Origin of the sequence: Janibacter sp. CX7 (genome assembly GCF_024362365.1) — a bacterium.
Taxonomy (GTDB): domain Bacteria; phylum Actinomycetota; class Actinomycetes; order Actinomycetales; family Dermatophilaceae; genus Janibacter.
This window is the reverse complement of record NZ_CP101464.1, coordinates 71,081-93,547: the sequence shown is the minus strand read 5'-3', so window position 1 is coordinate 93,547 and position 22,467 is coordinate 71,081. Positions and strand designations below refer to the sequence as shown.

Genomic DNA, 22,467 nt, shown 5'->3' with positions numbered 1-22,467 from the left:
CGCCCGCACCGGCTTGCTCAGCGTGGTGAAGCGAGCGCGCACGGCACCGACCTCGTCGGCGAGCGCGTGCTCCTCGTCCGCGACGAGGTAGAGGTTGTCGGCCGCGGCCGACGTCGCGGTCGCCAGCTCCTCGTCGTCGACCCACCACGTCGCGGAGTTCTTCCACCCGTCGCCGACGGAGGTCTCGACCCGGTGCCGGCGACCGTCGATGACCATCTCGTAGACCTGCGTCCCTCCCATGACGACGAGGCTACGAAGACGCCCGGGAGCGGCACATCGGCCGAAGGTCTCCCCCTTCGTCCGCCTTTGGGACCGGTTTGGTCAGGTCCGGTGCGCCTCCGACCCGTCGACCCGGTGCGCCCCTAGGTTGCTGGGCAACTCCGACCTGCAGAGGTGCCCGTGAAGATCAACAACGACCCGGTCTACGTGCAGCGCCGTCGCATCGCGACGGTCGTGGCCATCGTCGTGCTCATCGTGCTCGTCGTCTGCCTGGCGAAGCTCTTCGGCGGCGAGGACGAGGCCGCGGCCGACCCCAAGGCGGCACCCGCAGCGACGAGCGCCGCCCCCGCCAAGCGGGCCGAGCCGGCGAAGGTCGAGAAGGCGGCGCCCAAGGTCCGCCCGGCGAAGAAGCAGGGCGCCGAGGCCGCCCCGGCGGACTCGTCGATGGTGCGGATCCAGCGGATCACCGGCCCGATGACCCCGAAGTCGGTCGTCGCCTCGCGCACGGGCCACGTCTTCGCGCAGAACATGATGTACAGCCACTCGGTCACCGCCCTCACCCCCGACGGCGCCATCGAGGAGACCATTCCCGACGGGGTCGACCTCGCCGACTTCGGCATCAAGGGTCACCCCGGCACGAGCAAGGGAGCGCCGGTCGAGATGGCCTTCAGCCCCGACGGCAAGACCGCGTGGGTGAGCAACTACGCGATGTACGGCCAGGGCTTCTCCCCCGAGGGCGCCGACGCGTGCACCGGGCCGGAGGGCATCTCCGACAGCTATCTCTACAAGATCGACACGGCGACCCACGAGATCAAGGACGTCATCCAGGTCGGCGCCGTGCCCAAGTACGTCGCCGCGACCCACGACGGCAGCAAGGTGCTCGTCACCAACTGGTGCTCCATGGACCTCGACGTCGTCGACACGGCGAAGGGGGAGGTCGTCACCACGATCCCCATCGACGGCAAGCACCCCCGCGGCATCGCCATCACCCCGGACGACAAGACCGCCTTCGTCGCGGTCATGGGCTCGGACAAGACGGTCAAGGTCGACCTCGAGTCGGGCGAGGTCAGCGACTTCGCCGCGACCGGTGACGGCCCGCGCCACCTGCTCGTCTCCCCCGACGGCTCGAAGCTTTACGTCTCCAACAACGGCGCGGGTACCGTGAGCGAGGTGGATGCCACGACCGGCAAGACCCTGCGCGAGGTGCAGGTCGGCAACCAGCCCCGCTCGATGACGATGAGCCCGGACGGCGGTGCGATCTACGTCGGCAACTACGGCAGCAGCACGGTGAGCAAGATCCGCACCAAGGACTTCGAGGTCGTGCAGACCGAGAAGACCGACGCGCTGCCCATCGGCATCACCTACGAGCCCACCAAGAAGCGCGTGTGGGTCGCCAGCTACGGCGGCACGATCGTCGTCTTCGACGACTCCCGGACGGTGTGAGGGCCGCGCCATGAGGATCGGGCTCGTCCTCAATCCTTCGAAGGGGGGATGGGAGCGCGCCCTCGAAGGTGTCGTCGCCGCGGCGCAGGCCGCCGGCTGGCCCGACCCGGACGTCCACCTGACGACCCGCGAGGACTGCGGGCACGGGCAGGCCGCCGCAGCGGTCGAGGCGGGGGCCGAGCTCGTCGTCGCGGCAGGCGGTGACGGCACGGTCCGGCACGTCGCGCACGCCCTCGGCGGCACCGGCGTCGAGCTGGGCATCGTGCCGATCGGCACAGCCAACCTCCTCGCCCACAACCTCGAGCTGCCGCGCACGGTCGAGGCGGCCGTCGAGGTGGCTCTCACCGGCCGCGCCCGTCCCGTGGACCTGGGTCTCGCGCAGGTCGACGACGAGGCGGCGGACCTCCCCTTCGTCGTGCTGGCGGGGATGGGCCACGACGCGGCGACGGTGGCGGCGGCCAACCCGCGGCTCAAGGACCGCATCGGCTGGCCTGCCTATGTCGCGCCGGCGGCGGTCACGGCGCTGCGGCGGCCGGTGCCCGTGACGGTGCGCCATGACGGCGGCGAGCCCGAGCACCTGCGGGTGTGGAGCGTGCTCGCGGCCAACTGCGAGCGGGTGCGGGCCGGCGTGCGGATCGCGCCGGGCGGTCTCGTCGACGACGGGCTCTTCGACGTGCTCGAGGTGACCGTGCGGCGTCCCGGGCAGTGGCTCGGCGTCGCGGCGAAGGGGGTCTTCCGCCTCCCCGGTGACGTGGCCGGGCTGGCGACGCGGGCCTCGCGCGAGGTCGAGGTCGTCAGCGAGCAGCCGCTGCACGTGCAGCTCGACGGCGACGTCGCCGGGCCCGCCCGGCGGCTGCGGGTGCGGTGCGAGCCGCACGCGCTGGCGATCCGCGTCGCGGGTTGAGCACCGGCGCCCGCGAGTCGATGTATTCGGGTGAGCTCCAGCGCACCCGCATACATCGACCCAGCGGTGGTGACCCGGGTCAGGCGTGCTCGGGCTCGGCGTCCTTCATGCGCGCGTGCACCCACGGCGACAGGGCCGCGAGGACGACGCCGACGACGACCGCCATGACGCCCAGGGTGATGAAGAAGGTGCCGTCGGGCAGCCCCTCCATCGCGCGGATGAGCTGCGCGGCGAGCGACTGGCCGGTGGCGACGGCGAGGAACCACAGCGCCATCGCCTGGCTCGTGAAGGCCTTGGGCGCGAGCGAGGTCGTCGCCGACAGGCCCACCGGCGAGAGGCAGAGCTCACCGAGGGTCTGGATGACGAAGACGCCGACGAGCACCCACACCGGGGAGGTCGCGCCGGGGAAGGCGGCCGAGGCCGCCGACAGCAGCACGAAGGACAGGCCGGCGAGGGTGACACCGAGGGCGAACTTCATCGGCGTCGACGGGAAGCGACCGGCCCGGCGCATCCACAGCAGGCCGAAGAGCGGCGCGAGCAGCATGATCGAGACCGGGTTGATCGACTGGAACCACTCCTCGGAGAAGTGGAACCCCAGCGAGTCGAGGTCGGTCCGGTTGGCCGCGTAGGCCGCCATCTTGGACGCCGCCTGCTCGAAGATCATCCAGAAGAGCACCGCGCCGACCCACATCGGCAGGTAGGCGGCCAGGTGGGTCCGCTCGCGCGGCGTGACCTGCTTGCTGCGGAACATGACGACGAAGTAGGACACCGACGCGACGACCGACAGGATCGAGATCGTGTCGATGACCGCGTCGGCCCAGGCGCCTCGCAGCGCGCGGGTCGCCAGGAGCAGGACGACGACGAGCGCGACGAGGCCACCGGCCAGGAGCGGGACGCGCGCCCGGTCGCGGGGCTGCAGCGGGTTGGGCACGAGGTTGGACTCGGGCGCCAGCGTGCGACGGCCGACGACGTAGGCGATCAGCGCGAAGAGCATGCCGACGGCGGCGGCGAGGAAGCCCGCGTGGTAGCCCCACTGGTCGCGCAGGAAGGCGACGACGAAGGGGGAGAAGAAGCTGCCGATGTTGATCGACATGTAGAAGATCGTGAAGGCCGAGTCCTTGCGCGCGTCACGCTCCTCGTAGAGGTGGCCGACCATCGCCGAGACATTGGGCTTGAGCAGACCGGTACCCAGGGCGACGAGCGCGATGCCGAGCCAGGACGTCGCCGGCGAGGGGACGGCGAGGCTCACGTGCCCGGCCATGATGATGACGCCACCGACGAAGACGCTGCGCTGGGCGCCGATGACCCGGTCGGCCAGCCACCCGCCGACGACCGAGAGCAGGTAGACCGCGGCACCGTAGGTCGCGACGACCGCCTCACCGAGCGACTGGTCGAGCCCGAGCCCGCCGTTCGCCGCCGTGTCGACGATGTAGTAGAGCAGGATCGCCCGCATCCCGTAGTACGAGAAGCGCTCCCACAGCTCGATGTTGAAGAGCGTGGCGAGCCCTCGGGGGTGACCGAGGAAGGTGCGTTCGGCCGGCGGTGTCGCGGCGGTGGTCATGGTGACCCTTCTGGTGGTGGTCAAAAACGCCGGACACGATACGCCCGTGAACTGGGTGGTCCGAACCAGTCGCTCCTCTGCCCGCCTCCGGACGAAGGGGGACGGCTGCGCCCGCCGAAGTCCTTCGTTGTCCTTGTGCCGGCGGTTGTCGTTGCTGACTTCGGCTTGATGTGCGCAGCCGTCCCCCTTCGCCCTGCGGCCGCCCACCACCCCGGTCCCTGAGGAGCAAGGCCGCCCGCGGCCGCAGCGTCTCGAAGGGCCCGGCACCTCCCTTCGAGACGCTTGCTGCGCAAGCTCCTCAGGGAGCGGGTGGGCGGGGCAGGTAGGGTCGGGCGACATGAACCCGGGTTCAGCACAGGAGCGGCGATGAGTGCCGGAGCGGTCCGCGAGGAGGACGCCTTCGACATGGGGCGGGTGAGCGCGTGGCTGCGCGAGCACGGCGACCCCGAGGTCGTTGGGGCGCTCGAGGGCGAGCCGCAGGTGCGGCAGTTCGACTCCGGCGCGTCCAACCTCACCTACGAACTGCGCTGGCCCACAAGGGCTCTCGTGCTGCGTCGCCCGCCCCACGGGGCCCTCGGCGGCAGCGCGCACAACATGCACCGCGAGCACGACCTGCAGGCGGCGCTGCGCCCCGTCTTCCCCCACGTGCCGCGGATGGTCGGCCTGTGCACCGACCCCGAGGTCCTCGGCAGCGACTTCTACGTCATGGACAAGCTCGAGGGCACGATCGTCGGCCGCGACCTGCCCGACGGCGTCACCCTCACCCCAGAGCAGGCCACGTCCCTGTGCGAGGCCGCTCTGGCCACCCTCGTCGAGCTGCACGAGGTCGACGTCACGGCGGTGCCACAGCTCGCGGCCCTCGACCGTGGCGACGGCTACGTCCACCGCCAGGTCGAAGGGTGGTCCTCCCGCTACCGCGCAGCGGCGACCGACGACGTCCCGGACTTCGAGGACGTCATGGCCTGGCTGGCGCAGCACGAGCCGGCCGATCGGCCGCATGCCTTGATCCACAACGACTTCCGCCTCGACAACCTCGTCCTCGACGCCGCCGACCCGACGCAGGTCGTCGGTGTCCTCGACTGGGAGCTGGCGACCGTCGGCGACCCGCTCATGGACCTCGGCGGGGCGCTGGCCTACTGGGCCCAGGCCGACGACGACGCGACGATGCGCTCCCTTCGCCTGCAGCCGACGCACCTGCCGGGCATGCTCACCCGCGCCGAGATCGTCGAGCGCTACTGCGCCGCACGGGGACTCGAGGTGAGCGCTCGGGAGTGGGCCTTCTACGAGGTCTTCGGCCTCTTCCGCCTCGCGGGCATCGCCCAGCAGATCTACGCCCGCTACGTCTCCGGCGCCACGACGAACCCGCGCTTCGCGGCCTTCGGGCCGATGGTCACCTATCTCGACGCCCGCTGCCGCACCCTCATCGGCTGATCCCCCCTTCGCCCCACACCCAGGAGTCCCCATGACCTTCACGACCCTCATCACCGGCGCCAGCTCCGGCCTCGGCGCCGAGATGGCCCGCCAGTTCGCCGCGCTCGGCCACGACCTGGCGCTCACCGCGCGCCGCACCGACCGGCTCGACGAGCTCAAGGCGCAGATCCTCGCCGCCCACCCCGGCCGCCGGGTCGAGACCTATGCCCTCGACGTCACCGACGACGACGCCGTCACCACCGTCTTCGACCAGGCGAAGGGGGACTTCGGTCGCCTCGACCGGGTGATCGTCAACGCCGGCCTCGGCAAGGGCGCGCCCTATGGCAAGGGCAGCCACTACGCCAACCGGCAGACCATCGAGACCAATGTGCTCGGCGCCGCGATCCAGACCGAGGCCGCGATGGCGATCTTCCGCGAGCAGAAGGCCGGCCACCTCGTGCTCATCGCCTCGGTCACCGCGCTGCGCGGCATGCCGAAGTCGATGACGACCTACGGCGCGTCCAAGGCCTTCCTCGCCTCGCTCGGCGAGGGCATTCGCAGCGAGATGATCGGCAAGCCCGAGCTCGACATCGACGTCACCGTCCTCTACCCGGGCTACATCCGCTCGGAGATGAACGAGAAGGTCGAGCAGCGCACGAAGTTCATGGTCGACACCGAGACCGGCGTGCGCGCGATGGTCGTCGCCATCGAGGGCCGCAAGGCCAAGGCACTCGTCCCCGCGAAGCCCTGGGTCGCCGTCGGCTCCGCGATGAAGGTGCTCCCGCTCTCCGTCGTCCGCAAGATGCTCTGACGCCTGGCCCCTCTGCGCAAAACCCTAGGGTTTTGCACTCTCAACCCTGCAAAACCCTAGGGTTTTGCAGGGTTGGCGTCAGAGCATCTTGCGGGTGGCGGCGAGTCCTGTCGTGAAGTCGTCGATGGCGTCGGCGAGGCCGGGGCCCTCGAGGACGGTCAGGGTGGCGCCGAGGTCGAAGGCCGCGAGGGTCAGGTGGCGGGCGAGGCTCGCGAGGTCGTCGGCGCTCGACTCGAGGTCGGTGACACCGGGGCGCACCTGCGTCGCGACCCCGTAGGCGGCAGGGACGCGGCGGCGCACCGCCTCGACGTCGGCGGTCAGCCGCACCCGCACCCGGTGGGCGTATCCGGCCCGGGTAACCGCCCGCCGCACGTGCTCGACGGCATCGGGTGCCGGCCGCGGCCGGAAGCGGAAGGTCGACGCCCGCACCCCCGCCATCCGGTCGAGGCGGAAGGTGCGCCAGTCCTCCCTTCGCCCGTCCCACGCGAGCAGGTACCAGCGCCGGCCCGTCGCGACGAGGCGATAGGGCTCGACGTCACGGTCGGTCATCTCCCCGCCGCGCCCGGTGTAGCCGAAGTGCACCCGCACGTGATCGCGCACCGCGTGGGCGAGGACGACGAGCATGCCGGTGTCGACGTCGTCGGTCGCGCCGGGCAGCAGGGCGGTGGCGTCGGCGAGCGCCGCCACCTCGCCGCGCAGCCGCGGCGGCATGACCTGGTCGAGCTTCGTCAGGGCCCGCACGGCGGGCTCACCGATCGCCGAGATCCCTTGTGCGCCCACGCGAAGCGCCACCGTCACGGCCACGACCTCGTCCTCCTCGAGGAGCAGCGGCGGCATCCGCCCGCCGCTGCCGAGCCGGTAACCACCACCCACCCCGGGCGTCGCCTCGACGGGATAGCCGAGCTCGCGCAGCCGCTCGACATCCCGCCGCAGGGTGCGGGTGGTCACCCCGAGCAGCTCGACGAGCTCGGGCCCGGTCCACACCGACCGGGTCTCGAAGAGCCCGAGCAGTCGCAGCGCACGTTCGGTCGTCTCGGCCATGTCCACCATCATCCTCGGATCGGTGACAGAACCTGTCCGCAATGCCCTGAACAGTGGGTTCCAGACGAAGGGGAGGTCCTTCCCTTCGCGGCACGAGCACCGAGACCACGACCGCAAGGAGCCCGACATGTACAACCCGGCCGTCCACGACGAGATCACCGGCTACGCCGAGTACGTCGACCAGCAGCTCGAGGGTCTGCGCGCCAGCGCCCACGGCCTCACCGAGGAGCAGGCGCGCCTCACCCCGACCCGATCGGCGCTGTCGATCGGCGGGATCATCAAGCACACGAGCTATGTCATCGCCGCGCCGGACGAGAAGGAGGCGCGCGTCGAGGAGGGCGGCGAGATCACCGAGGACGCCTATGCGGCCTTCATGGACACCTTCGCCCTGCGCGCCGACGAGACCCTCGCCGAGACGATCGCGACCTTCGACCGGCGCCGGGTCGCGGTCGTCGAGTGGATCCGCTCGCTCGACGCCGATGCCGACTCGAGCGTCCCGCCGGCCCCCTGGTACGGGCTGATGACGAGCTCCGACGTCAAGATGCGCTACTCGATCGTCCACTTCATCGAGGAGCTCGCCCGCCACGCGGGTCACGCCGACATCATCCGCGAGCAGATCGACGGGGCGACGTCGCTCGAGCTGATCCTCGCCGACACGGGCCGGCCGGCGACTCCCTTCGCCCAGCCGTGGAGCGCCCCGGAGCCGGCCACGCCATGATGGCGGGGTGAGGATCACCGGCCTGACCATCGCCAGCCCCGACGTCGCCGCCACTCAGGACGCGTGGCGGCGACTCGGCACGCTCGACCGCGAGATCGAGGTCCAGTCCGGGGACGGCGGCCTGACCGCTGTCACCCTCGGCGTCGCCGACGTCGCGGCGACCGAGCGGCTGCTCCAGCGGCGCGGTCTCGTCGGTGACGCCAGCGGCTTCGACCTCGGCGGGCTGATCTGGCGACTCGCTCCCTTCGTCGAGGGCGAAGGGAGCACGGACATCGTCCTCGACCACGTCGTCGTGCGCGCCGGCGACGCCGAGCGGGCCGCCGCCGACCTCGGCGCACGCGTCGGTCTCGACCTCCGGCTGGACCGGCGCCTGACCGAGCACGGCTTCCGCGGGCTCTTCTTCCGGTGCGGCGACGCGGTCGTCGAGGTGGCCGCGCCGATCGAGCCGACGGGCGAACCCGACTCCTTCGGCGGCCTGGCCTGGCGGTCCACCGACATCGGGGCCACTCGCGAGCGCCTCGTCGCCAGCGGCGTCGAGGTCTCCGAGGTGCGCACCGGCCGCAAGCCCGGCACCCGCGTGGCGACCGTCCGCGACCGCGCCCTGGGCACCCCGACCCTGCTCATCGAGCAGGGCTGACCGTCCCCCCTTCGCCAGGTAGGCCGTCCCATCCCGGTGCACCCGCCCCGACGAACTCCGCAAAACCCTAGGGTCCTGCATAGTTCCAGCCCACCGGCCGCCCGGGACCCAACACCTCGACCGACGTTGATTTGGATGCTTGCGGCACGCAGGTATATAGTTGATGTATGCACGCAACCAACCCCACCGTCGCAGTTCAGCTGCAGGAGACGCTGGGTCAGGTCTTCGGGCTCTTCTCGAAGATGATCGCCCGCCGCCAGGCGCTCGACCCCCAGGCCATGAGCCGCACCGACTACGCCCTCCTCGGCACGCTGGCGCACTGCCCCACCGAGGCCGGGATCCGCATCTCCAAGCTCGCCGAATCCCTCGGCCACGACCTGTCGACGATCAGCCGACGGGTGAGCCACCTCGAGACGCACGGGCTCCTCGAGCGCCTGCCCGACCCCAGTGACGGGCGCGCCTCCACGGTGCGCCTGAGCGGGGACGGCCTCCAGACGCTCCTCGACGAGCGCAGCGCCCGCACCGGCCTCCTCGGCCGGATGCTCGCCGACTGGCCGGAAGAGGACCTCGTCGACCTCGACCGTCTCCTCACCCGGCTCGCCGCAGATCTTGCCGCCGACGCGCAGTCGGCGACGCACCCCCCTTCGCCCCTCCAGACCTCCGGAAGGACCGCCCCTTGAGCACCACCACGGCATCCGCCCCCTACAAGATGAGTACGGAGAACAAGCGCGTCTTCGCCGGCCTCATGCTCGGCATGCTCGTCGCCTCCGTCAGCCAGACCATCGTCGGCCCCGCCCTGCCCCGGATCGTCTCCGAGCTCGGCGGCATGGACCACTACAGCTGGGTCGCCACCGCGGCCATGCTCGTCTCGGCCGTCACCGTCCCGATCGTCGGCAAGTTCTCCGACCTCTACGGCCGTCGCGCCTTCTACCTCGGCGGCATCGTCGTCTTCATGATCGGCTCGATCATCGCCGGCTTCTCGCAGAGCTTCTGGATGCTCGTCGCCGGCCGTGCCGTGCAGGGCCTCGGCATGGGCACCCTGATGCCGTTGTCGCAGACGATCATCGGCGACATCATCCCGCCGCGGCAGCGCGGCAAGTACCAAGGCCTCATGGGCGCGGTCTTCGGCGTGACCTCGGTCGCCGGCCCGCTCCTCGGTGGCGTCATCACCGACCACCTCGGCTGGCGCTGGCTCTTCTTCGTGTCGCTGCCCGTGGGCCTGATCGCGCTCGTCTTCATCGCGCGATTCCTCCACGTGCCGCACACCCCGCGCAAGGCGCCGATCGACTACCTCGGCATCAGCACCCTCTCGACCGGTCTCGTCGCGCTGCTGCTCGCCGTGTCCTTCGGCGGGTCGAGCTGGGCCTGGGGCTCCACCGAGTCGATCAGCCTTTTCGTCCTGAGCGCCGTCCTGCTCACCGCCTTCGTCCTCGTCGAGCGCAAGGCCGTCGAGCCGGTGCTGCCGCTGCGCCTCTTCGTCAACCGCACGATCAGCCTGAGCCTGGTCTCCGCCTTCGGCGTCGCGATCGTCATGTTCGGCGCGATCATCTACATCCCGGTCTTCGCCCAGGGCGTCATCGGCGTCAACGCGACGAACTCCGGCCTGATCCTCATGCCGCTCATGCTCGGCTTCATCATCTGCGGCATCGTCACCGGGATGCTCATCACCCGCACCGGCCGGTACCTGCCCTTCATGCTCACCGGCATCGCGATCATGGCGGTCGGCGTCTTCCTGCTCACCCGCCTCGACCACAACGCCACGAGCCTGCAGCTCACCGAGGCGATGGTCGTCCTCGGCGTCGGTCTGGGCATGGCGATGCAGCAGTACACGCTCGTCGTGCAGAACGCCGTCGCCCGCGCCGACATGGGTGTCGCCACCGCGTCGACCCAGTTCTTCCGCAACGTCGGATCGACCGTCGGCATCGCGATCTTCGGTGCGGTCATGTCGAGCGGTCTGCAGGAGAAGATCGCCTCGCACCTGCCCGGCGGCATGCCCGCGCAGGCCGGCGGTCACATGGACGCCGGTGCGGTGCTCGACCCGAGCGCCCTGGCGAAGCTGCCCCCGGCCGTCGCCGACGCCGTCCGCTGGGGCCTGGCCGACAAGCTGACCGATGCCTTCGCACTCGGCCTCCCGATCCTCGCGGTCGTCTTCGTCGCGACGCTCTTCATCCCCAACAACCCGCTGCGCGAGTCCAACGACGACCACCCGGTCGAGGACGCCGGCCAGCAGGTGCTCGACGCCTATGCGTCGGAGTCCGGTGAGAGCGACCCCCGCACCTCGGGCGAAGGGGGCGCTGCCGCCGGTACCGGGTCGGTCGGGTCCGACTCGGCCGAGTCCGACCTGGCCGGGTCGCGCCGGGGCTGAGTCCCGGCCGGCGGCCAGCGGACAGCGGCCGGCGGCCGGCGGCCGGCGGTCCGGGCCCCCGATATCGGGAGGTCTGGGACCGATCCGGGCCCTACGCCGTTGCTCCGTACGGTGGGCATCCCGGCCACGAAGGCGGGATCGGGGTCCAGCCCAACTGCATACGCCACTGCTCCGCCCTCTGGGCCGACCCGGGGTACGGAGCAGTGGCGTACGGAGCCGAGCGACCCGCCGGTTCGCAGCATGACCCCAGCACCACGCGGCCGACCCGGGGTACGGAGCAACGGCATAGGCAGGCCACGGACCTGCACGGCCAGCGGCAGCAGGCACCCCCGCCTGCGGCCGACCCGAGGGCCCGACCCGTCGGGCTCAGCCCGCGGGCTCAGCGCGGCGGGGCGATCGGCAGGGTCCGCCCGCTGACGAAGCGCCGCTCGCGCCCGTCGACCGGGTCGACGAGCTCGAGGGTGCTCGCGAGCAGCTGCAGCGGCGTCGAGAAGTCGTCGACCGACACGTCGAGCACCTCGGGGTAGAGCGGGTCACCGACGATCGGGAGGCCCAGGCCGTGCAGGTGCAGTCGCAGCTGGTGGGTTCGCCCGGTGTGGGGCGTCAGCCGGTAGACGGTGAGGTCCCCGGCGACCGACTCAACCTCGATGTCGGTCACCGCGTTGACCGGGGCGTCGGGGACGACCTGCGCCTGCCACACGCCGCGCGTCTTGGCGATGTGGTTGCGCACGGTGAGCGGGAAGGCCAGGTCGTCGCGCCGGGGCGCGAGCGCGAGGTAGGTCTTGCTGACCCGGCGGTGCTCGAAGAGCGTCTGGTAGGGCCCGCGCCACCGCCGCTCGGTCGCGAGCAGGAGCACGCCCGAGGTCACGCGGTCGAGCCGGTGCAGCGGGGTGAGCTCCGGCAGACCGAGCTCGTCGCGCAGCCGCACCGTGACGCTCTGCATGACGTGCCGCCCGCGCGGGATCGTCGAGAGGAAGGGCGGCTTGTCGACGACGACGAGCCGCTCGTCACGGTGCAGGAGGGCGATCTCGCCGGGCACCTCGGGCTCCTCGCGCAGGTCGCGGTGGAACCACACGAAGGTGTGCGGCCGGTAGGCGTCACCGGCGAGCAGCACGGAGCCGTCGTCGTAGACGAAGCGCTCGTCGGCGAGCATCCCGTCGACGTCGACCCCCTCGGGCGAGGTGTCACGCAGCCACTGGCCCATCGTCGACCAGGGACGCGGCCGGCCGTGGTCGTGGTCAGGTGTGCGCACCCACGCGGCACCGAGACCGTGGCGCGCGGGCAGCGGCGATCGAGGCGGCACGAAGGGGGCCTCAGCCGGCCAGCGGCTGCGCGCGCCGTGCCTCGGAGCGCCGGACGAGCCACAGGACGAGGCCGATGACGAAGGTCACGAAGCCCACGCACCCGAGGGCGCACCCGATGGGCAGCGGCACCCACGCATTGCCCTGGGCGTGCAGGACGAAGCCCGCGGTGCACTCGACGGCGTACTCGCCGCTCGCGTCGGCGTCGACCGTCATCACCCGGTAGAGGTCACCGGAGCCCAGGTCGATGGGCGCCGTCGGGTAGCCGTCGTTGGTCTCTCGCCCTCCGGGGCCCTCGACGGTGCACCTCGCCTGCTCGGACTCGGAGATGACCCGGGTGCTCTCGCCGGCCTCCAGCTGCACGGTCTGGGTGTCGGTCTGCAGCGGGAGCGACTCGATGTCGTGCGCCTCCTTGAGCAGCAGGCCCATCCCCAGGACCCACGAGGCGATGGCCAGCAGGACCAGCACCCCGCCGACGATCATCGTCCAGGGACGGCGCCGGGCCGGAGCGGTCGAAGGATCAGGAGAGGCAGCCATGCGGCGCACCCTACGTGCCCGTCCACCCGGGCGGAATGTTTGATTTTCAACTACTGTTGTCCCAGGTGACCATCAACCGAAGGAGCACCAGATGCCCGCCGTGACCGTCGACAACATCCTCACCCTCCCGCGCGTCACCCAGCCGGTGCCCGACGCGGTCTCCCGCCCGGTGCTCTCGGTGAGCACCGCGCCCAAGGGCTTCGAGGGCGAGGGCTTCCCGGTCCGCCGCGCCTTCGCCGGCGTCGACATGGCGCGCCTGGACCCCTTCATCCACATGGACCAGATGGGCGAGGTCGAGTACCAGCCCGGCGAGGCCCGCGGCACCAGCTGGCACCCGCACCGCGGCTTCGAGACCGTCACCTACATCATCGACGGCACCTTCGCCCACGAGGACACCCACGGCGGTGGCGGCCTGATCACCGACGGCGACACCCAGTGGATGACCGCCGGCTCCGGCCTGCTGCACATCGAGGCCCCGCCGGAGGAGCTCGTCGTCAGCGGCGGCGTCTTCCACGGCCTGCAGCTGTGGGTCAACCTGCCCAGCCACCAGAAGATGGCCGACCCGCGCTACCAGGACATCCGCTCGGGCCAGGTCGGCCTGCTCTCCAGCCACGACGGCGGCGCCCTGCTGAGGGTCATCGCCGGCGAGCTCGACGGCCACGAGGGCCCGGGCATCACGACGACGCCGATCTCGATGATCCACACGACGATCGCCCCGGGTGCGCGCCTGCACATCCCCTGGCGCGAGGACTTCAACGGCCTGGCCTACGTCCTCTCCGGGCGCGGCACCGTCGGACCCGACCGTCGCCCGATCCGGGAGGGCCAGCTGGCGGTCTTCGGCGCCGGAGGCGCCCTCGAGATCACCGCCGACGACAGCCAGGACTCGCGCAGCCCCTCGCTCGAGGTCGTTCTGCTCGGCGGGCGCCCGATCCGCGAGCCCGTCGCCGCCTACGGCCCCTTCGTCATGAACACCCGTGACGAGCTCGTCACCGCCTTCGAGGACTTCCAGGCCGGCCGCCTCGGCGTCATCCCCAAGACGCCGAAGGTCCGCCCCGCCCTCGAGATCGCCGAGGCCATGGCCCAGGGCGGCCACCCCGGGCACGACGTCCTCTGACCCGATCACCGGGCAGTCCTCCCCCTTCGCCCCGCCGCTGCGGTGGACCACACTGACGAGGGACGAAGGGGGATGACGTGACCATCTCGAGGACCGGCCGTCGGGCCGCTGCGGTCGCGCTGCTCGCGACACTCGTGCTGTCGGTCGGCATGGTGGCGCCCGCGAGCGCCTGCGCGTGCGGTGGCGTCGGCGCCCCCACGGGCGAGAGCGTCTCGGTCAACGAGGAGTCCGCGGTCGTGCGCCACGACGGCGAGACCGAGGACATCCTGCTGAGCTTCGACATGTTCACCTCGGCGCAGGACGTGGCGCTCATCCTGCCGCTGCCGGCCCAGGCCGAGCTCGACGTCGCCGACGTCGACACCCTGGGGCAGCTCGAGCGCGCCACCGCGCCCGACATCGTCGAGCGGCGGGTGCTGCGTGGCCTGCAGCTCCCCGTGATCGGGGGCGCGGCCGGCGACGGTGCCGGAGCGGGCCAGCCACCGGGCGTCCACGTCCTCGAGGAGCGTGAGCTCGGGCCCTTCACCGCCACCCAGCTCACCTCGACGTCGACCGCGCCCCTGACCCGGTGGCTCGACGAGCACGGCTACGACGTCCACGACGAGGTCGTCGCGGCCACCCGCCCCTACCTGCGCGAGGGCTGGGTCATCGCCGCCATCAAGCTCACCGCCGGGCCCGACTCGCCGCACGCCCTAGACGGCGAGCTGCAGCCGATCCGGGCGACCTTCCCCTCCCGCGAGATCGTCTACCCGATGCGGATGCAGGCCACCGCGGCCTCGGTCAGCACGCTGCGCGTCTACACGTTGACCGAGCACCGGACCGACGTCGACTTCGGCGAGATCGAGCCGGGCGTCGCCTTCGCCGGTCCGCTGCGCGCGGGCGACGTGCCGGCCGGCTCCACGCTGGCCGAGCTGACCCGCGAGACCCCTTTCGTCACACGGTTCGACACCTACGTGCGCCCGGAGGAGGTCACCACGGACATGACCTTCACCCGATCGGCGACCGACGCCACCTATCGCCGCCAGGAGGTCGTCGAGACCGACTACCCCTGGTACCTGCGGATCTTCGTGCCCTCCTGGGGGACCTTCGCCTTCTGGTTCGTCGTGCTGCCCCCGGTGCTGCTGATGGCCGGGGTGCTCTGGCTGTTCCTCCGACTGGTCCGGGGGCAACGACGGGCCCGGTGACTCCCCCGGGCGAGTCGCCGCAGCGCTGTCGGACCCGTGGGTGAGGATGAACCCGTGACCAGCCCGTCGGCGACCCGTCAGGCGGCCCCGGCCGATGCGGCCCGGCCCGCGACGAAGGGGGGAGGCTCCCCCCTTCGCCACTGGCCGTGGGCGCTGCTCGCCGTCGCGCTCCTCGCCCTGCTCATCGTGGGGTGGTCGGCGACGGCGTGGTACCCGGAGCACGCCGGCTCCTGCGCCGAGCCCGGCTGCGAGGCGGCCGCCGGCCGCGAGGTCATCACCCACTGGGCCGGCATGGCCGCCGCCGGCCTCGCCGTGGCCGCCGGGCTGCTCGCCTGCCTGCGCTCCCGTTCGCGCGAGTCGACGACCTTCCCCGCGCGGCTGTCGCCCATGTGGCACGGGGCCGTCGTCGGCATCGTCGTCATGGTGCTGGCGACCTTCACGCTGTGGCCGACCGTGCGCGTCGGCATGCTCAGCCCGCCGCTCGGGCTCGCCCTGCTCGCCGTCGAGTGGGTGCTGCTCGCCCTCGCCCTCGACCGCATGCACCTCGCCGCCCGCCCCGCGACCGCTCCCCGCCGCCGCCTGCTGCAGTCGCTCGTCGTCGCCGCCTGCGTCGTCGTGCTCGAGGTGGCGCTGCCGCTCGTGTCCCCCTTCCGCGCGCTGTCTGCGGGCATGCTGCAGATCGCGCTCGTCCAGGCCGGCGTGGCCCTCGCCCTGACGACCTGGCTGTCGCTGCGCGACCCGGCCGGCCATGGCGACGCCGCCGACGAACGGCGCACCGCCCGCCTCGCCGCCCTCGGCATGCTCGTGGTCGTCGTGACCGTCGCCGTCACCGGCCTGCACCTCGGCCCCGGCAGCGCCGCGCGCTTCGGCCACGACCTGGCCGACCTCGTCCACCCCTGGTAGCCCGCGGCTCAGGCGAAGGGGTCGACCCCCCGCTTGAGCGCTGCCTGCGCCTTGCCCGACTTCCCGATCGCCGCCCACCGCTTGCGGGCAGCGGCCCGGGCGGCGGGGTCGGTGCGCATCGCGATCCACGCCGCCTCGCGCTGGAGCTTGCCCCAGCTGTGCCAGCGACGCTCGTCGAGCTCGCCGGAGGCCAGTGCGGCCTGCACCGCGCAGCCGGGCTCGGTCTCGTGGGCGCAGTCGGCGAAGCGGCACGACGCGATGAGCTCCTCGACGTCGGGGAAGGTCAGCGCCACCCCGTCGCCGTCGTCGTGCAGGCCGATCGAGCGCAGGCCGGGGGTGTCGACGAGGACCCCGCCGCCGGCGAGGACGACGAGCTCGCGGGCGGTCGTCGTGTGCCGCCCCTTGCCGTCCTGCCGGGTGCCCGAGACGAGCTGGACCTCTTGCCCCGCCAGGGTGTTGACGAGCGTCGACTTGCCGGCGCCGGACTGGCCGACGAGGGCGGTCGTACCGCCGGCGAGCGCGGCGGCAAGGACGTCGATGCCCTCGCCGGTCTCTGCGGAGACGACGTGGACGTCGACCCCGGGAGCGCTCGCCTCGACCTCGGCGCGGGTCGTGTCGGGGTCGTAGGCGAGGTCGGACTTCGTGAGCACGACGAGGGGCTGGGCGCCGGACTCCCACGCGACGACGAGATAGCGCTCGATCGTCGAGAGGTTGACCCGGGTCTCGAAGGGCACCGCCACGAGCACGAGGTCGAGGTTCGCCGCCATGACCTGGGCGTCGGAGCGCTCACCGGCGACCTTGCGCACGATCGCGGTCCGCCGCGGGAGGACCAGCCGCACGACGTCACCGTCGGGGCGCCGCTCGAGACCGACCCAGTCACCCGTGGTCGGCGCCTCCTCGAGCGTGCTGCCGGCGGGCAGCCGCACGAGCGCGGGCACGGCCCCGTCGGTCGTGTGCACCGTGACCCGGCCGCGGTCGACCCGGCCGACGCGCCCCGCCACGAGGTCGAAGGGAGAGCCCGTCACGGCCTCGTCGAAGGCCGCGGCGGTCGCCTCGTCCCAGCCGAGAGCGGCGAGCGTCGGTGCTGCAGAAGTGGTCTCGTCCATCCCCGTCACGGTCGCACCGCGCGGGCCGGGGCCGCCACCGAATTTCGGGGGGTCCCCCCTTCGTCGTCGGTCAGGCGCGGCGGCGACGCAGCCAGAGGACGAGCCCGACGACGGTGACGACGACCGCGATGCAGCACAGCGCGCCACCGATGGAGGCCAGGACGATGCTGCCGACGGACAGGTTGTCGCCGACGACGAAGGGGGCGGTGCACGTGATCGTGTGGCTGCCGGCCTGGTCGGCGTCGATCGCCATGACCCGGTGCAGCGTCTTGCCGCCGGCTGTCACCGTCTGGTCGCCGGAGCCCGAGTCGGTCACCGCGCCCGCGGGACCGGTCACGGTGCACGAGGCGGACTCCGTCTCCGACCAGACGGCCACCGACTCACCCTCCTCGAGGGTGACGGTGAAGGCGCCGGTCTGCATCGGCTCGTCGGCGAGGTCCTGGCTCTGCCCCAAGACGGCAAAGCCGCCGATGCCGCACAGCACGAAGGAGATGAGGAGGATGACCAGACCGGTCACGAGGACCCACGGGGTCCCGCGCTTCGTGGGCTGCTGGGGCGGCATCGCGTAGCTCATGCGCCCACCCTACGGACCGACGCGGCGCCGCGAGGGCCCGCCGAGCGCGGCCCAGACGGTCGTCTGCTTGTCGTCGCGCTGCACGCCCCACTCGTGGGCGATGCTGCGCACGATCCGCAGGCCGCGGCCGGAGGTGGCCCACATCTGGCGAGGCGCCGGCGCCGGCTCGGTCTCCGCGCCGCCGTCGCTCACCTCGACCTCGACGTTGTCGCCGCGGGCCTTCCAGTGGATGCGCACCGTGCGGTCGCCCAGGGGCGAGGCGTGCCGCAGCGAGTTGGTGACGAGCTCGGTGACGACGAGCTCGGCCTCGCCGATGACCTGCTCGCTGACCTCGCGGGCGGCGAGGTCGAGCGCGATCGCCTCGCGCACCCGGGTGACGGTCTGCAGCTCCCAGCGGGCCCGGATCGTGCGGGCCTGCCCCCGGCCGATCTCGCCCCCGAAGGAGTCGAGCGTCGGTGCGCTCGTGGCGCCGTCGTGTGGCTGGCCCATGGTCTGACGATCCCTTCATCGCGGTCGCTGGCCCCGACATTGTCCCTGCCCCGGCGGTGCGACCCAACTCCCGGGCCCGTCACCGCCTACGCTGACCGCCATGGGTAAGGCTTCACGTCGCAAGAAGGACGCGCAGGGCAAGACCAAGGTCGCCCCCGCGCCATACGTCGCACGCCCCTTCGAGGGGCTGCCGGGCGAGCCCGACTGGGTGGCCGCCTACGAGATCCTCCCGGCGGCCACGGCGACCCTGACGCTCAAGGCTGACGCGGTGCCCGAGGGCTCCCCGGAGACGGTGACCCTCGCGAGCGTGCTGCCGATGGCATGGCCCGCACTGCGCCGCCAGGACGGCAGCGTCCTCATCGCCAGCCAGTCCGGGTCGAGCAGCGGCGACCCGAGCCGCGACCTCGCGCAGGCGCTGCTCACCGCCCTCGCCGCCGAGCCGGGCGCCCCGATCTCGCAGCTGCCCCGCACGACCGCCGAGACCCCGCGGCTGCAGGACCTGCTCGACCTGTCCGCCCCCTTCGACATCACGGTGCACGAGGGCTTCGACTTCTGGGTCGAGGGCCAGGAGGTGAGCGGCGAGGCCGCCGCCTCCCTCGAGCGCGCCAACGAGTCCGTCGTCCCGACCGTCGCGATCGCCGGCACCCCGAGCACCTACTGGTGCCGCATCGGCGAACGCACCTACATCCGGCACGTCCTCGCCGACGACGAGGAGTCCGCGACGACCGCGATGGCCCGGCTCCAGGCGAAGGGGGAGGCTCACCTCGACGAGGAGCGTCGCCTCCTCGGCGCCTTCCGCGCCGGTGGCCTCATCGTCCCCGTCTGGGAGGTCGCGCCCGACTCCGACCCGTCGGAGCACGAGAGTGCGGTCGCCGACTTCGCCGGCCGCTACGCGGCGGCCGCCGCCTCCACCGACGAGCTGACTGCCGAGGAGCGCCGGGCCCGATCCGGTCTGCTCTCGCGGCAGGTGACCCTGCGCTGACCATGTCGGCGAGGGTGGCCGCGATCGTCCCGGCCAAGGACGAGGCCGAGCGGGTCGCCGCGACGGTCACCGCGCTGCTCTCCCTCGCCGACGTCGACGTCGTGGTCGTCGTCGACGACGGCTCCACCGATGCGACCGCCGCCGTGGCGGCCGACGCGGGTGCCGTCGTCGCCCGCCACCCCGCCAACCGCGGCAAGGCGGCCGCCCTCGAGACCGGGGTGGCCCGGCTCGTCGAGCACGAGCAGCGCACCGGTGGACCGGAGCACGTGCTGCTCTTCGCCGACGCCGACCTGGCGGGGTCGGCGGCCAACCTCGAGCCGCTCCTGCTGCCCGTGCTCATCGGGTCGGCGGACCTCACGGTGGCCAACATCCCCCGCAGCGCCTCGTCGCTCGGCTCGGGCCGGGTCGTCCGGCTCGCTCGCGCCCAGATCGAGGCGATGACCGGGCGGGTCGTCGAGCAGCCGCTCAACGGCATGCGAGCCCTGACCCGCGAGACCTTCGCCGACGCGACTCCGCTCGCGAGCGGCTGGGGCGTCGAGGCGGCGATGCTCGTCGACGTGCTGCGCGCCGGGCGCCGGGTCGTCGAGGTCCCCGTCGAGCTGACCCACCGCCGCACGGGCAACGACATCAAGGGCCGCGTGCACCGAGCCATGCAGCTGCGCGACGTGTCGACGGCGCTGCTGGCCCGACGCTTCCTGTCGTGAGTCACGAGGACGAAGGGGAGGTCGACCAGCTCGGGGTCGGGCTGCTCGTCGCCGGCATCGGGCTGCTGCTCCTCGTCGGTGCGAGCGGCACCTCGCTCGCCCTCCCGCCGCTCGGGGACCGGGGCTGGGCACCCCCTTCGCTCCCGTGGCGGCTCGGCGGCTGGACCGTCGGCGCGCTGCAGGCCACCGGCTACCTCCTCGGCGCGGCCTCGCTGTGGCGGCACGTGCGGCGGCCGAGCCCCCTTCGCCTGCGGTGGTGGCACGTCGGGCTGCTCGCGGTGCTCGTGCTGCTGACCGCGCCCTTCGGCACCGCCGACCACACGAACTACGCCGCCTACGGGCGGATCCTCGTCGAGGGCGGCGACCCGTGGTCCGTCGTGCCGGCGGACTGGCTGGGCGGGGCCGACCCGGTCGTGCGCCTCGTCCAGGACCCGTGGCGCGAGGCGACGAGCGTCTACGGCCCGGTCGGCACGTGGCTCATGGGGCTCGCGGCGTGGGTCGGCGGCGACCTCGCCCGACAGGTCGTGTGGGTCTGGCAGGTGCTCGTCGTCGCGGCTTGGCTCGGCACCCGCGAGCTGCTCGTGCGGCTCGGCACGCCGCGGCCGACCGTCGACCGGTGGTGGACGACCAATGTCCTCGTCCTCGGGGCCGGCGTTCTCGGCGCGCACGTCGACACGCTCGCGGTCTGCGCGATGGCGGCGGCACTCGGGCTGGGCCTGGCCGGCCGGCCGCTCCTCGCGGGCCTGGCCACCGGGCTCGCGGCAAGCACGAAGCTGACCGCCGGCGTCGTCGGCCTCGCTCTGCTGTGGGGCCTGCTCTCGCGGCGTGGGGGGCGGGGAGCGCCGCGGGCGGGAGTGGCGCGGCTCGTCGTCGGGACCCTGCTCGTGCTCGTCCCGGCCCACGCCCTCGTCGGGATGCACGCGCTCGGGCGGATCGCCGAGGCGGGCGGGGGCATCTCCTATGCCATGCCGTGGCGGGCGCTCTACACGCTGCTCGACCTCGCGACGAGCGAACCCCTCGCCCGCACGATGACGACCTGGATCGCTGCCTTCGGGTGCGTGCTGCTCGCCGTCGCGCTCTGGCGGATCACCGAGGGCCTCACCGAGGTCGTCGCGGTGCGGGCGCTCTTCGTGCTGACGACGGCCTACTCGCTCGGCGCCGGCTATGTCCTGCCCTGGTACGAGCTGCCGCAGTGGCTCGCGACCGCCGTGCTCGTCGGTCTCGTCGGGCGCGAGGGGTGGCGCCGACTGGCTCCGCTCCTGCTGCTGCTCGTGGGTCGCTCGCTCGTCCTCGCCCTCGCCTACGTCCCCGGCCGGGTGCGGCTGCCCGACGACGTCGAGATGGTGACGCTGGGCTTCCGCTTCGTCGCCTCGCCACTGGCGACGCTGGCGGTCTGGGTCGCGATCTGGGGGCTGTGGCGCCGGGCGGGTCAGCACCCGGTCAGGGGATGGTCAGAAGGGGGTCAGCGGATCTAGGATCCAGTGATCGCGCGCAACCCAGGGGGACGACATGGAGTGCACTTCGTGCGGGACGACGAGCACGGGGGCCTTCTGCCCCGAGTGCGGGGCACGCTTGGCGACCCAGGGTGGCTCGGACGACGCCGAACGCTTCTGGCAGGACGACGAGCCGACCCGCACCCAGGCAGCACTCGACTCCGGTCCGGCGTGGCCACAGCCGTCGCCCGAGACCTCGTGGGACGACTGGATCGTGCAGCAGCCGACCCAGCATGCGGGCCCCGGGCCGCTCCCGGTCGCGCCCGTGGCAGGTGCGCCCATGTCCGGTGCGGCGGCGGGAGCCTCGATGGCCCCGCCTCCGGGCTCGCACGGCGGTCCGCACTGGGCCGCCATCGTCGCTGCCGTCGCTGCTGGCGTCCTGCTCCTCGGTGCAGGTGGCGCTGCGCTGTGGTTCTTCGGCTCTGACGGTGAGCCCGCTGCTGCGCCCCCTCCGACCTCGACCACGACGCCCCCGACAACCGTCACGGCCACGCCCCCGCCCACGACGACGGTGACGAGCACCGCGACGCCACCGCCGACGACCACGGTGACGACCACAGCGGCCCCACCGAGCGTTGCCGAACAGCTGAGCGACAAGCGCGACGAGTCCCTCGGCCGGCTCGTCACCGATGGCGACTGGGCGGTGAGTCTCTCGGCCAAGCAGGACGGCACCCGTGACGACCGCCAGCTCACGAGCAGCGGGTCACACGTCTTCCGCCTCCCGGACATCCTCGAGCTGCACGAGGAGATCGAGTCGACCTACGCCTGGACCGACGTCTACCTGCTCAAGGCCGAGGACCTCGGCAGCACCGTGGGCGCCGATGACGACAAGATCTGGATGACCATCGTCGATCCCGGCTGGCTGACGACCCGCGAGGACGCCGAGGCGTGGTGCGAGGTCGAGTTCTCATGGCTGAGCGGGGACGACCTCGACAACGCCTGCTACCCCCGCCAGCTGCGGGCTCCCTGACGCC

At 72.5% G+C, this 22,467-nt stretch carries 22 protein-coding genes; 15 read left to right on the top strand and 7 right to left on the bottom strand.

Annotation, left to right across the window (positions count from 1 at the left end; all coding sequences use genetic code 11):
- Window positions 1-399: 399 nt before the first annotated feature.
- Entirely contained in the window at window positions 400-1,662 is a 1,263-nt protein-coding gene (locus NMQ01_RS00490; protein ID WP_255184948.1) for a beta-propeller fold lactonase family protein, read from the top strand.
- 10 nt (window positions 1,663-1,672) lie between these two features.
- Window positions 1,673-2,566: a diacylglycerol kinase family protein gene (locus NMQ01_RS00485; protein WP_255184947.1), complete on the top strand. Its 894-nt coding sequence runs from the start codon at window positions 1,673-1,675 to the stop codon at window positions 2,564-2,566.
- Between the two features lie 79 nt (window positions 2,567-2,645).
- On the opposite strand, the gene NMQ01_RS00480 is transcribed toward NMQ01_RS00485, so the two are convergent.
- Window positions 2,646-4,127, bottom strand: coding sequence for a peptide MFS transporter (locus NMQ01_RS00480; protein ID WP_255184946.1), 1,482 nt, complete (start codon window positions 4,125-4,127; stop codon window positions 2,646-2,648).
- A 366-nt stretch (window positions 4,128-4,493) separates the two neighbouring features.
- Between NMQ01_RS00480 and NMQ01_RS00475 the strand changes: the two genes are divergently transcribed.
- Window positions 4,494-5,558 carry a phosphotransferase family protein gene (locus tag NMQ01_RS00475; protein WP_255184945.1) on the top strand — a complete coding sequence of 355 codons (1,065 nt, stop codon included), beginning with the start codon at window positions 4,494-4,496 and terminating at the stop codon, window positions 5,556-5,558.
- A 31-nt stretch (window positions 5,559-5,589) separates the two neighbouring features.
- A complete protein-coding gene (locus NMQ01_RS00470) occupies window positions 5,590-6,348 on the top strand; it encodes an SDR family oxidoreductase (RefSeq protein WP_255184944.1) in 759 nt (252 codons plus the stop codon).
- 78 nt (window positions 6,349-6,426) lie between these two features.
- On the opposite strand, the gene NMQ01_RS00465 is transcribed toward NMQ01_RS00470, so the two are convergent.
- Window positions 6,427-7,389, bottom strand: coding sequence for a YafY family protein (locus NMQ01_RS00465; RefSeq protein ID WP_255184943.1), 963 nt, complete (start codon window positions 7,387-7,389; stop codon window positions 6,427-6,429).
- 22 nt (window positions 7,390-7,411) lie between these two features.
- On the opposite strand from NMQ01_RS00465, the gene NMQ01_RS00460 reads away from it, so the two are divergent.
- From NMQ01_RS00460 to NMQ01_RS00445, 4 genes are all read left to right on the top strand, one after another.
- Window positions 7,412-8,107 carry a DUF664 domain-containing protein gene (locus NMQ01_RS00460; protein WP_255184942.1) on the top strand — a complete coding sequence of 232 codons (696 nt, stop codon included), beginning with the start codon at window positions 7,412-7,414 and terminating at the stop codon, window positions 8,105-8,107.
- A gap of 7 nt (window positions 8,108-8,114) precedes the next feature.
- Window positions 8,115-8,744, top strand: a complete 630-nt coding sequence (locus NMQ01_RS00455; protein ID WP_255184941.1) for a VOC family protein — start codon at window positions 8,115-8,117, stop codon at window positions 8,742-8,744.
- 167 nt (window positions 8,745-8,911) lie between these two features.
- Complete coding sequence (locus NMQ01_RS00450) at window positions 8,912-9,424, top strand: MarR family winged helix-turn-helix transcriptional regulator (protein ID WP_255184940.1); 513 nt, start codon at window positions 8,912-8,914, stop codon at window positions 9,422-9,424.
- The gene (locus NMQ01_RS00445; protein WP_369694824.1) at window positions 9,421-11,109 is read left to right on the top strand and encodes an MDR family MFS transporter; all 1,689 of its coding nucleotides are present in this window, start codon (window positions 9,421-9,423) and stop codon (window positions 11,107-11,109) included. The genes NMQ01_RS00450 and NMQ01_RS00445 overlap by 4 nt, the downstream gene beginning before the upstream one ends.
- A gap of 379 nt (window positions 11,110-11,488) precedes the next feature.
- Here the strand turns inward: NMQ01_RS00445 and NMQ01_RS00440 are convergent, their stop codons facing one another.
- Window positions 11,489-12,361: a pseudouridine synthase gene (locus NMQ01_RS00440; RefSeq protein ID WP_255184939.1), complete on the bottom strand. Its 873-nt coding sequence runs from the start codon at window positions 12,359-12,361 to the stop codon at window positions 11,489-11,491.
- Window positions 12,362-12,422: 61 nt separating this feature from the next.
- Window positions 12,423-12,947, bottom strand: a complete 525-nt coding sequence (locus tag NMQ01_RS00435; protein WP_255184938.1) for a hypothetical protein — start codon at window positions 12,945-12,947, stop codon at window positions 12,423-12,425.
- 91 nt (window positions 12,948-13,038) lie between these two features.
- On the opposite strand from NMQ01_RS00435, the gene NMQ01_RS00430 reads away from it, so the two are divergent.
- From NMQ01_RS00430 to NMQ01_RS00420, 3 genes are all read left to right on the top strand, one after another.
- Complete coding sequence (locus tag NMQ01_RS00430; RefSeq protein WP_255184937.1) at window positions 13,039-14,061, top strand: pirin family protein; 1,023 nt, start codon at window positions 13,039-13,041, stop codon at window positions 14,059-14,061.
- 77 nt (window positions 14,062-14,138) lie between these two features.
- Complete coding sequence (locus NMQ01_RS00425) at window positions 14,139-15,242, top strand: DUF2330 domain-containing protein (RefSeq protein ID WP_255184936.1); 1,104 nt, start codon at window positions 14,139-14,141, stop codon at window positions 15,240-15,242.
- Window positions 15,243-15,296: 54 nt separating this feature from the next.
- Entirely contained in the window at window positions 15,297-16,145 is an 849-nt protein-coding gene (locus tag NMQ01_RS00420; RefSeq protein WP_255184935.1) for a hypothetical protein, read from the top strand.
- Between the two features lie 8 nt (window positions 16,146-16,153).
- Here NMQ01_RS00420 and rsgA read toward each other — a convergent pair whose 3' ends face one another.
- The 3 genes from rsgA to NMQ01_RS00405 form a co-directional block, all read right to left on the bottom strand.
- Window positions 16,154-17,251 (bottom strand): ribosome small subunit-dependent GTPase A, encoded by a 1,098-nt coding sequence (gene rsgA, locus NMQ01_RS00415; RefSeq protein WP_255184934.1) that lies wholly within the window; start codon window positions 17,249-17,251, stop codon window positions 16,154-16,156.
- Between the two features lie 70 nt (window positions 17,252-17,321).
- A complete protein-coding gene (locus NMQ01_RS00410; RefSeq protein WP_255184933.1) occupies window positions 17,322-17,825 on the bottom strand; it encodes a hypothetical protein in 504 nt (167 codons plus the stop codon).
- Window positions 17,826-17,834: 9 nt separating this feature from the next.
- On the bottom strand, window positions 17,835-18,314 hold the full coding sequence (locus tag NMQ01_RS00405; protein WP_255184932.1) for an ATP-binding protein: 480 nt from the start codon (window positions 18,312-18,314) through the stop codon (window positions 17,835-17,837).
- A 100-nt stretch (window positions 18,315-18,414) separates the two neighbouring features.
- Between NMQ01_RS00405 and NMQ01_RS00400 the strand changes: the two genes are divergently transcribed.
- Genes NMQ01_RS00400 through NMQ01_RS00385 form a run of 4 tightly spaced genes read left to right on the top strand, consistent with a single transcriptional unit; the run spans window position 18,415 to window position 22,463 of the window.
- The gene (locus NMQ01_RS00400; protein WP_255184931.1) at window positions 18,415-19,296 is read left to right on the top strand and encodes a DUF5926 family protein; all 882 of its coding nucleotides are present in this window, start codon (window positions 18,415-18,417) and stop codon (window positions 19,294-19,296) included.
- 14 nt (window positions 19,297-19,310) lie between these two features.
- The gene (locus NMQ01_RS00395; protein WP_255184930.1) at window positions 19,311-20,000 is read left to right on the top strand and encodes a glycosyltransferase; all 690 of its coding nucleotides are present in this window, start codon (window positions 19,311-19,313) and stop codon (window positions 19,998-20,000) included.
- Complete coding sequence (locus tag NMQ01_RS00390) at window positions 19,997-21,475, top strand: hypothetical protein (RefSeq protein WP_255184929.1); 1,479 nt, start codon at window positions 19,997-19,999, stop codon at window positions 21,473-21,475. The genes NMQ01_RS00395 and NMQ01_RS00390 overlap by 4 nt, the downstream gene beginning before the upstream one ends.
- A 34-nt stretch (window positions 21,476-21,509) precedes the next feature.
- Window positions 21,510-22,463, top strand: a complete 954-nt coding sequence (locus NMQ01_RS00385) for a hypothetical protein (protein ID WP_255184928.1) — start codon at window positions 21,510-21,512, stop codon at window positions 22,461-22,463.
- The last annotated feature ends 4 nt before the right edge of the window (window positions 22,464-22,467 follow it).

Excerpts from the sequence above, each read along its gene's own strand:
- NMQ01_RS00465 (WP_255184943.1), bottom strand. The coding sequence starts at position 7,389 with ATGGCCGAGACGACCGAACGTGCGCTGCGACTGCTCGGGCTCTTCGAG.
- NMQ01_RS00485 (WP_255184947.1), top strand. The coding sequence starts at position 1,673 with ATGAGGATCGGGCTCGTCCTCAATCCTTCGAAGGGGGGATGGGAGCGC.
- NMQ01_RS00410 (WP_255184933.1), bottom strand. The coding sequence starts at position 17,825 with ATGAGCTACGCGATGCCGCCCCAGCAGCCCACGAAGCGCGGGACCCCG.
- NMQ01_RS00405 (WP_255184932.1), bottom strand. The coding sequence starts at position 18,314 with ATGGGCCAGCCACACGACGGCGCCACGAGCGCACCGACGCTCGACTCC.
- NMQ01_RS00475 (WP_255184945.1), top strand. The coding sequence starts at position 4,494 with ATGAGTGCCGGAGCGGTCCGCGAGGAGGACGCCTTCGACATGGGGCGG.
- rsgA (WP_255184934.1), bottom strand. The coding sequence starts at position 17,251 with ATGGACGAGACCACTTCTGCAGCACCGACGCTCGCCGCTCTCGGCTGG.
- NMQ01_RS00450 (WP_255184940.1), top strand. The coding sequence starts at position 8,912 with ATGCACGCAACCAACCCCACCGTCGCAGTTCAGCTGCAGGAGACGCTG.
- NMQ01_RS00480 (WP_255184946.1), bottom strand. The coding sequence starts at position 4,127 with ATGACCACCGCCGCGACACCGCCGGCCGAACGCACCTTCCTCGGTCAC.
- NMQ01_RS00435 (WP_255184938.1), bottom strand. The coding sequence starts at position 12,947 with ATGGCTGCCTCTCCTGATCCTTCGACCGCTCCGGCCCGGCGCCGTCCC.
- NMQ01_RS00470 (WP_255184944.1), top strand. The coding sequence starts at position 5,590 with ATGACCTTCACGACCCTCATCACCGGCGCCAGCTCCGGCCTCGGCGCC.
- NMQ01_RS00385 (WP_255184928.1), top strand. The coding sequence starts at position 21,510 with ATGGAGTGCACTTCGTGCGGGACGACGAGCACGGGGGCCTTCTGCCCC.
- NMQ01_RS00430 (WP_255184937.1), top strand. The coding sequence starts at position 13,039 with ATGCCCGCCGTGACCGTCGACAACATCCTCACCCTCCCGCGCGTCACC.
- NMQ01_RS00400 (WP_255184931.1), top strand. The coding sequence starts at position 18,415 with ATGGGTAAGGCTTCACGTCGCAAGAAGGACGCGCAGGGCAAGACCAAG.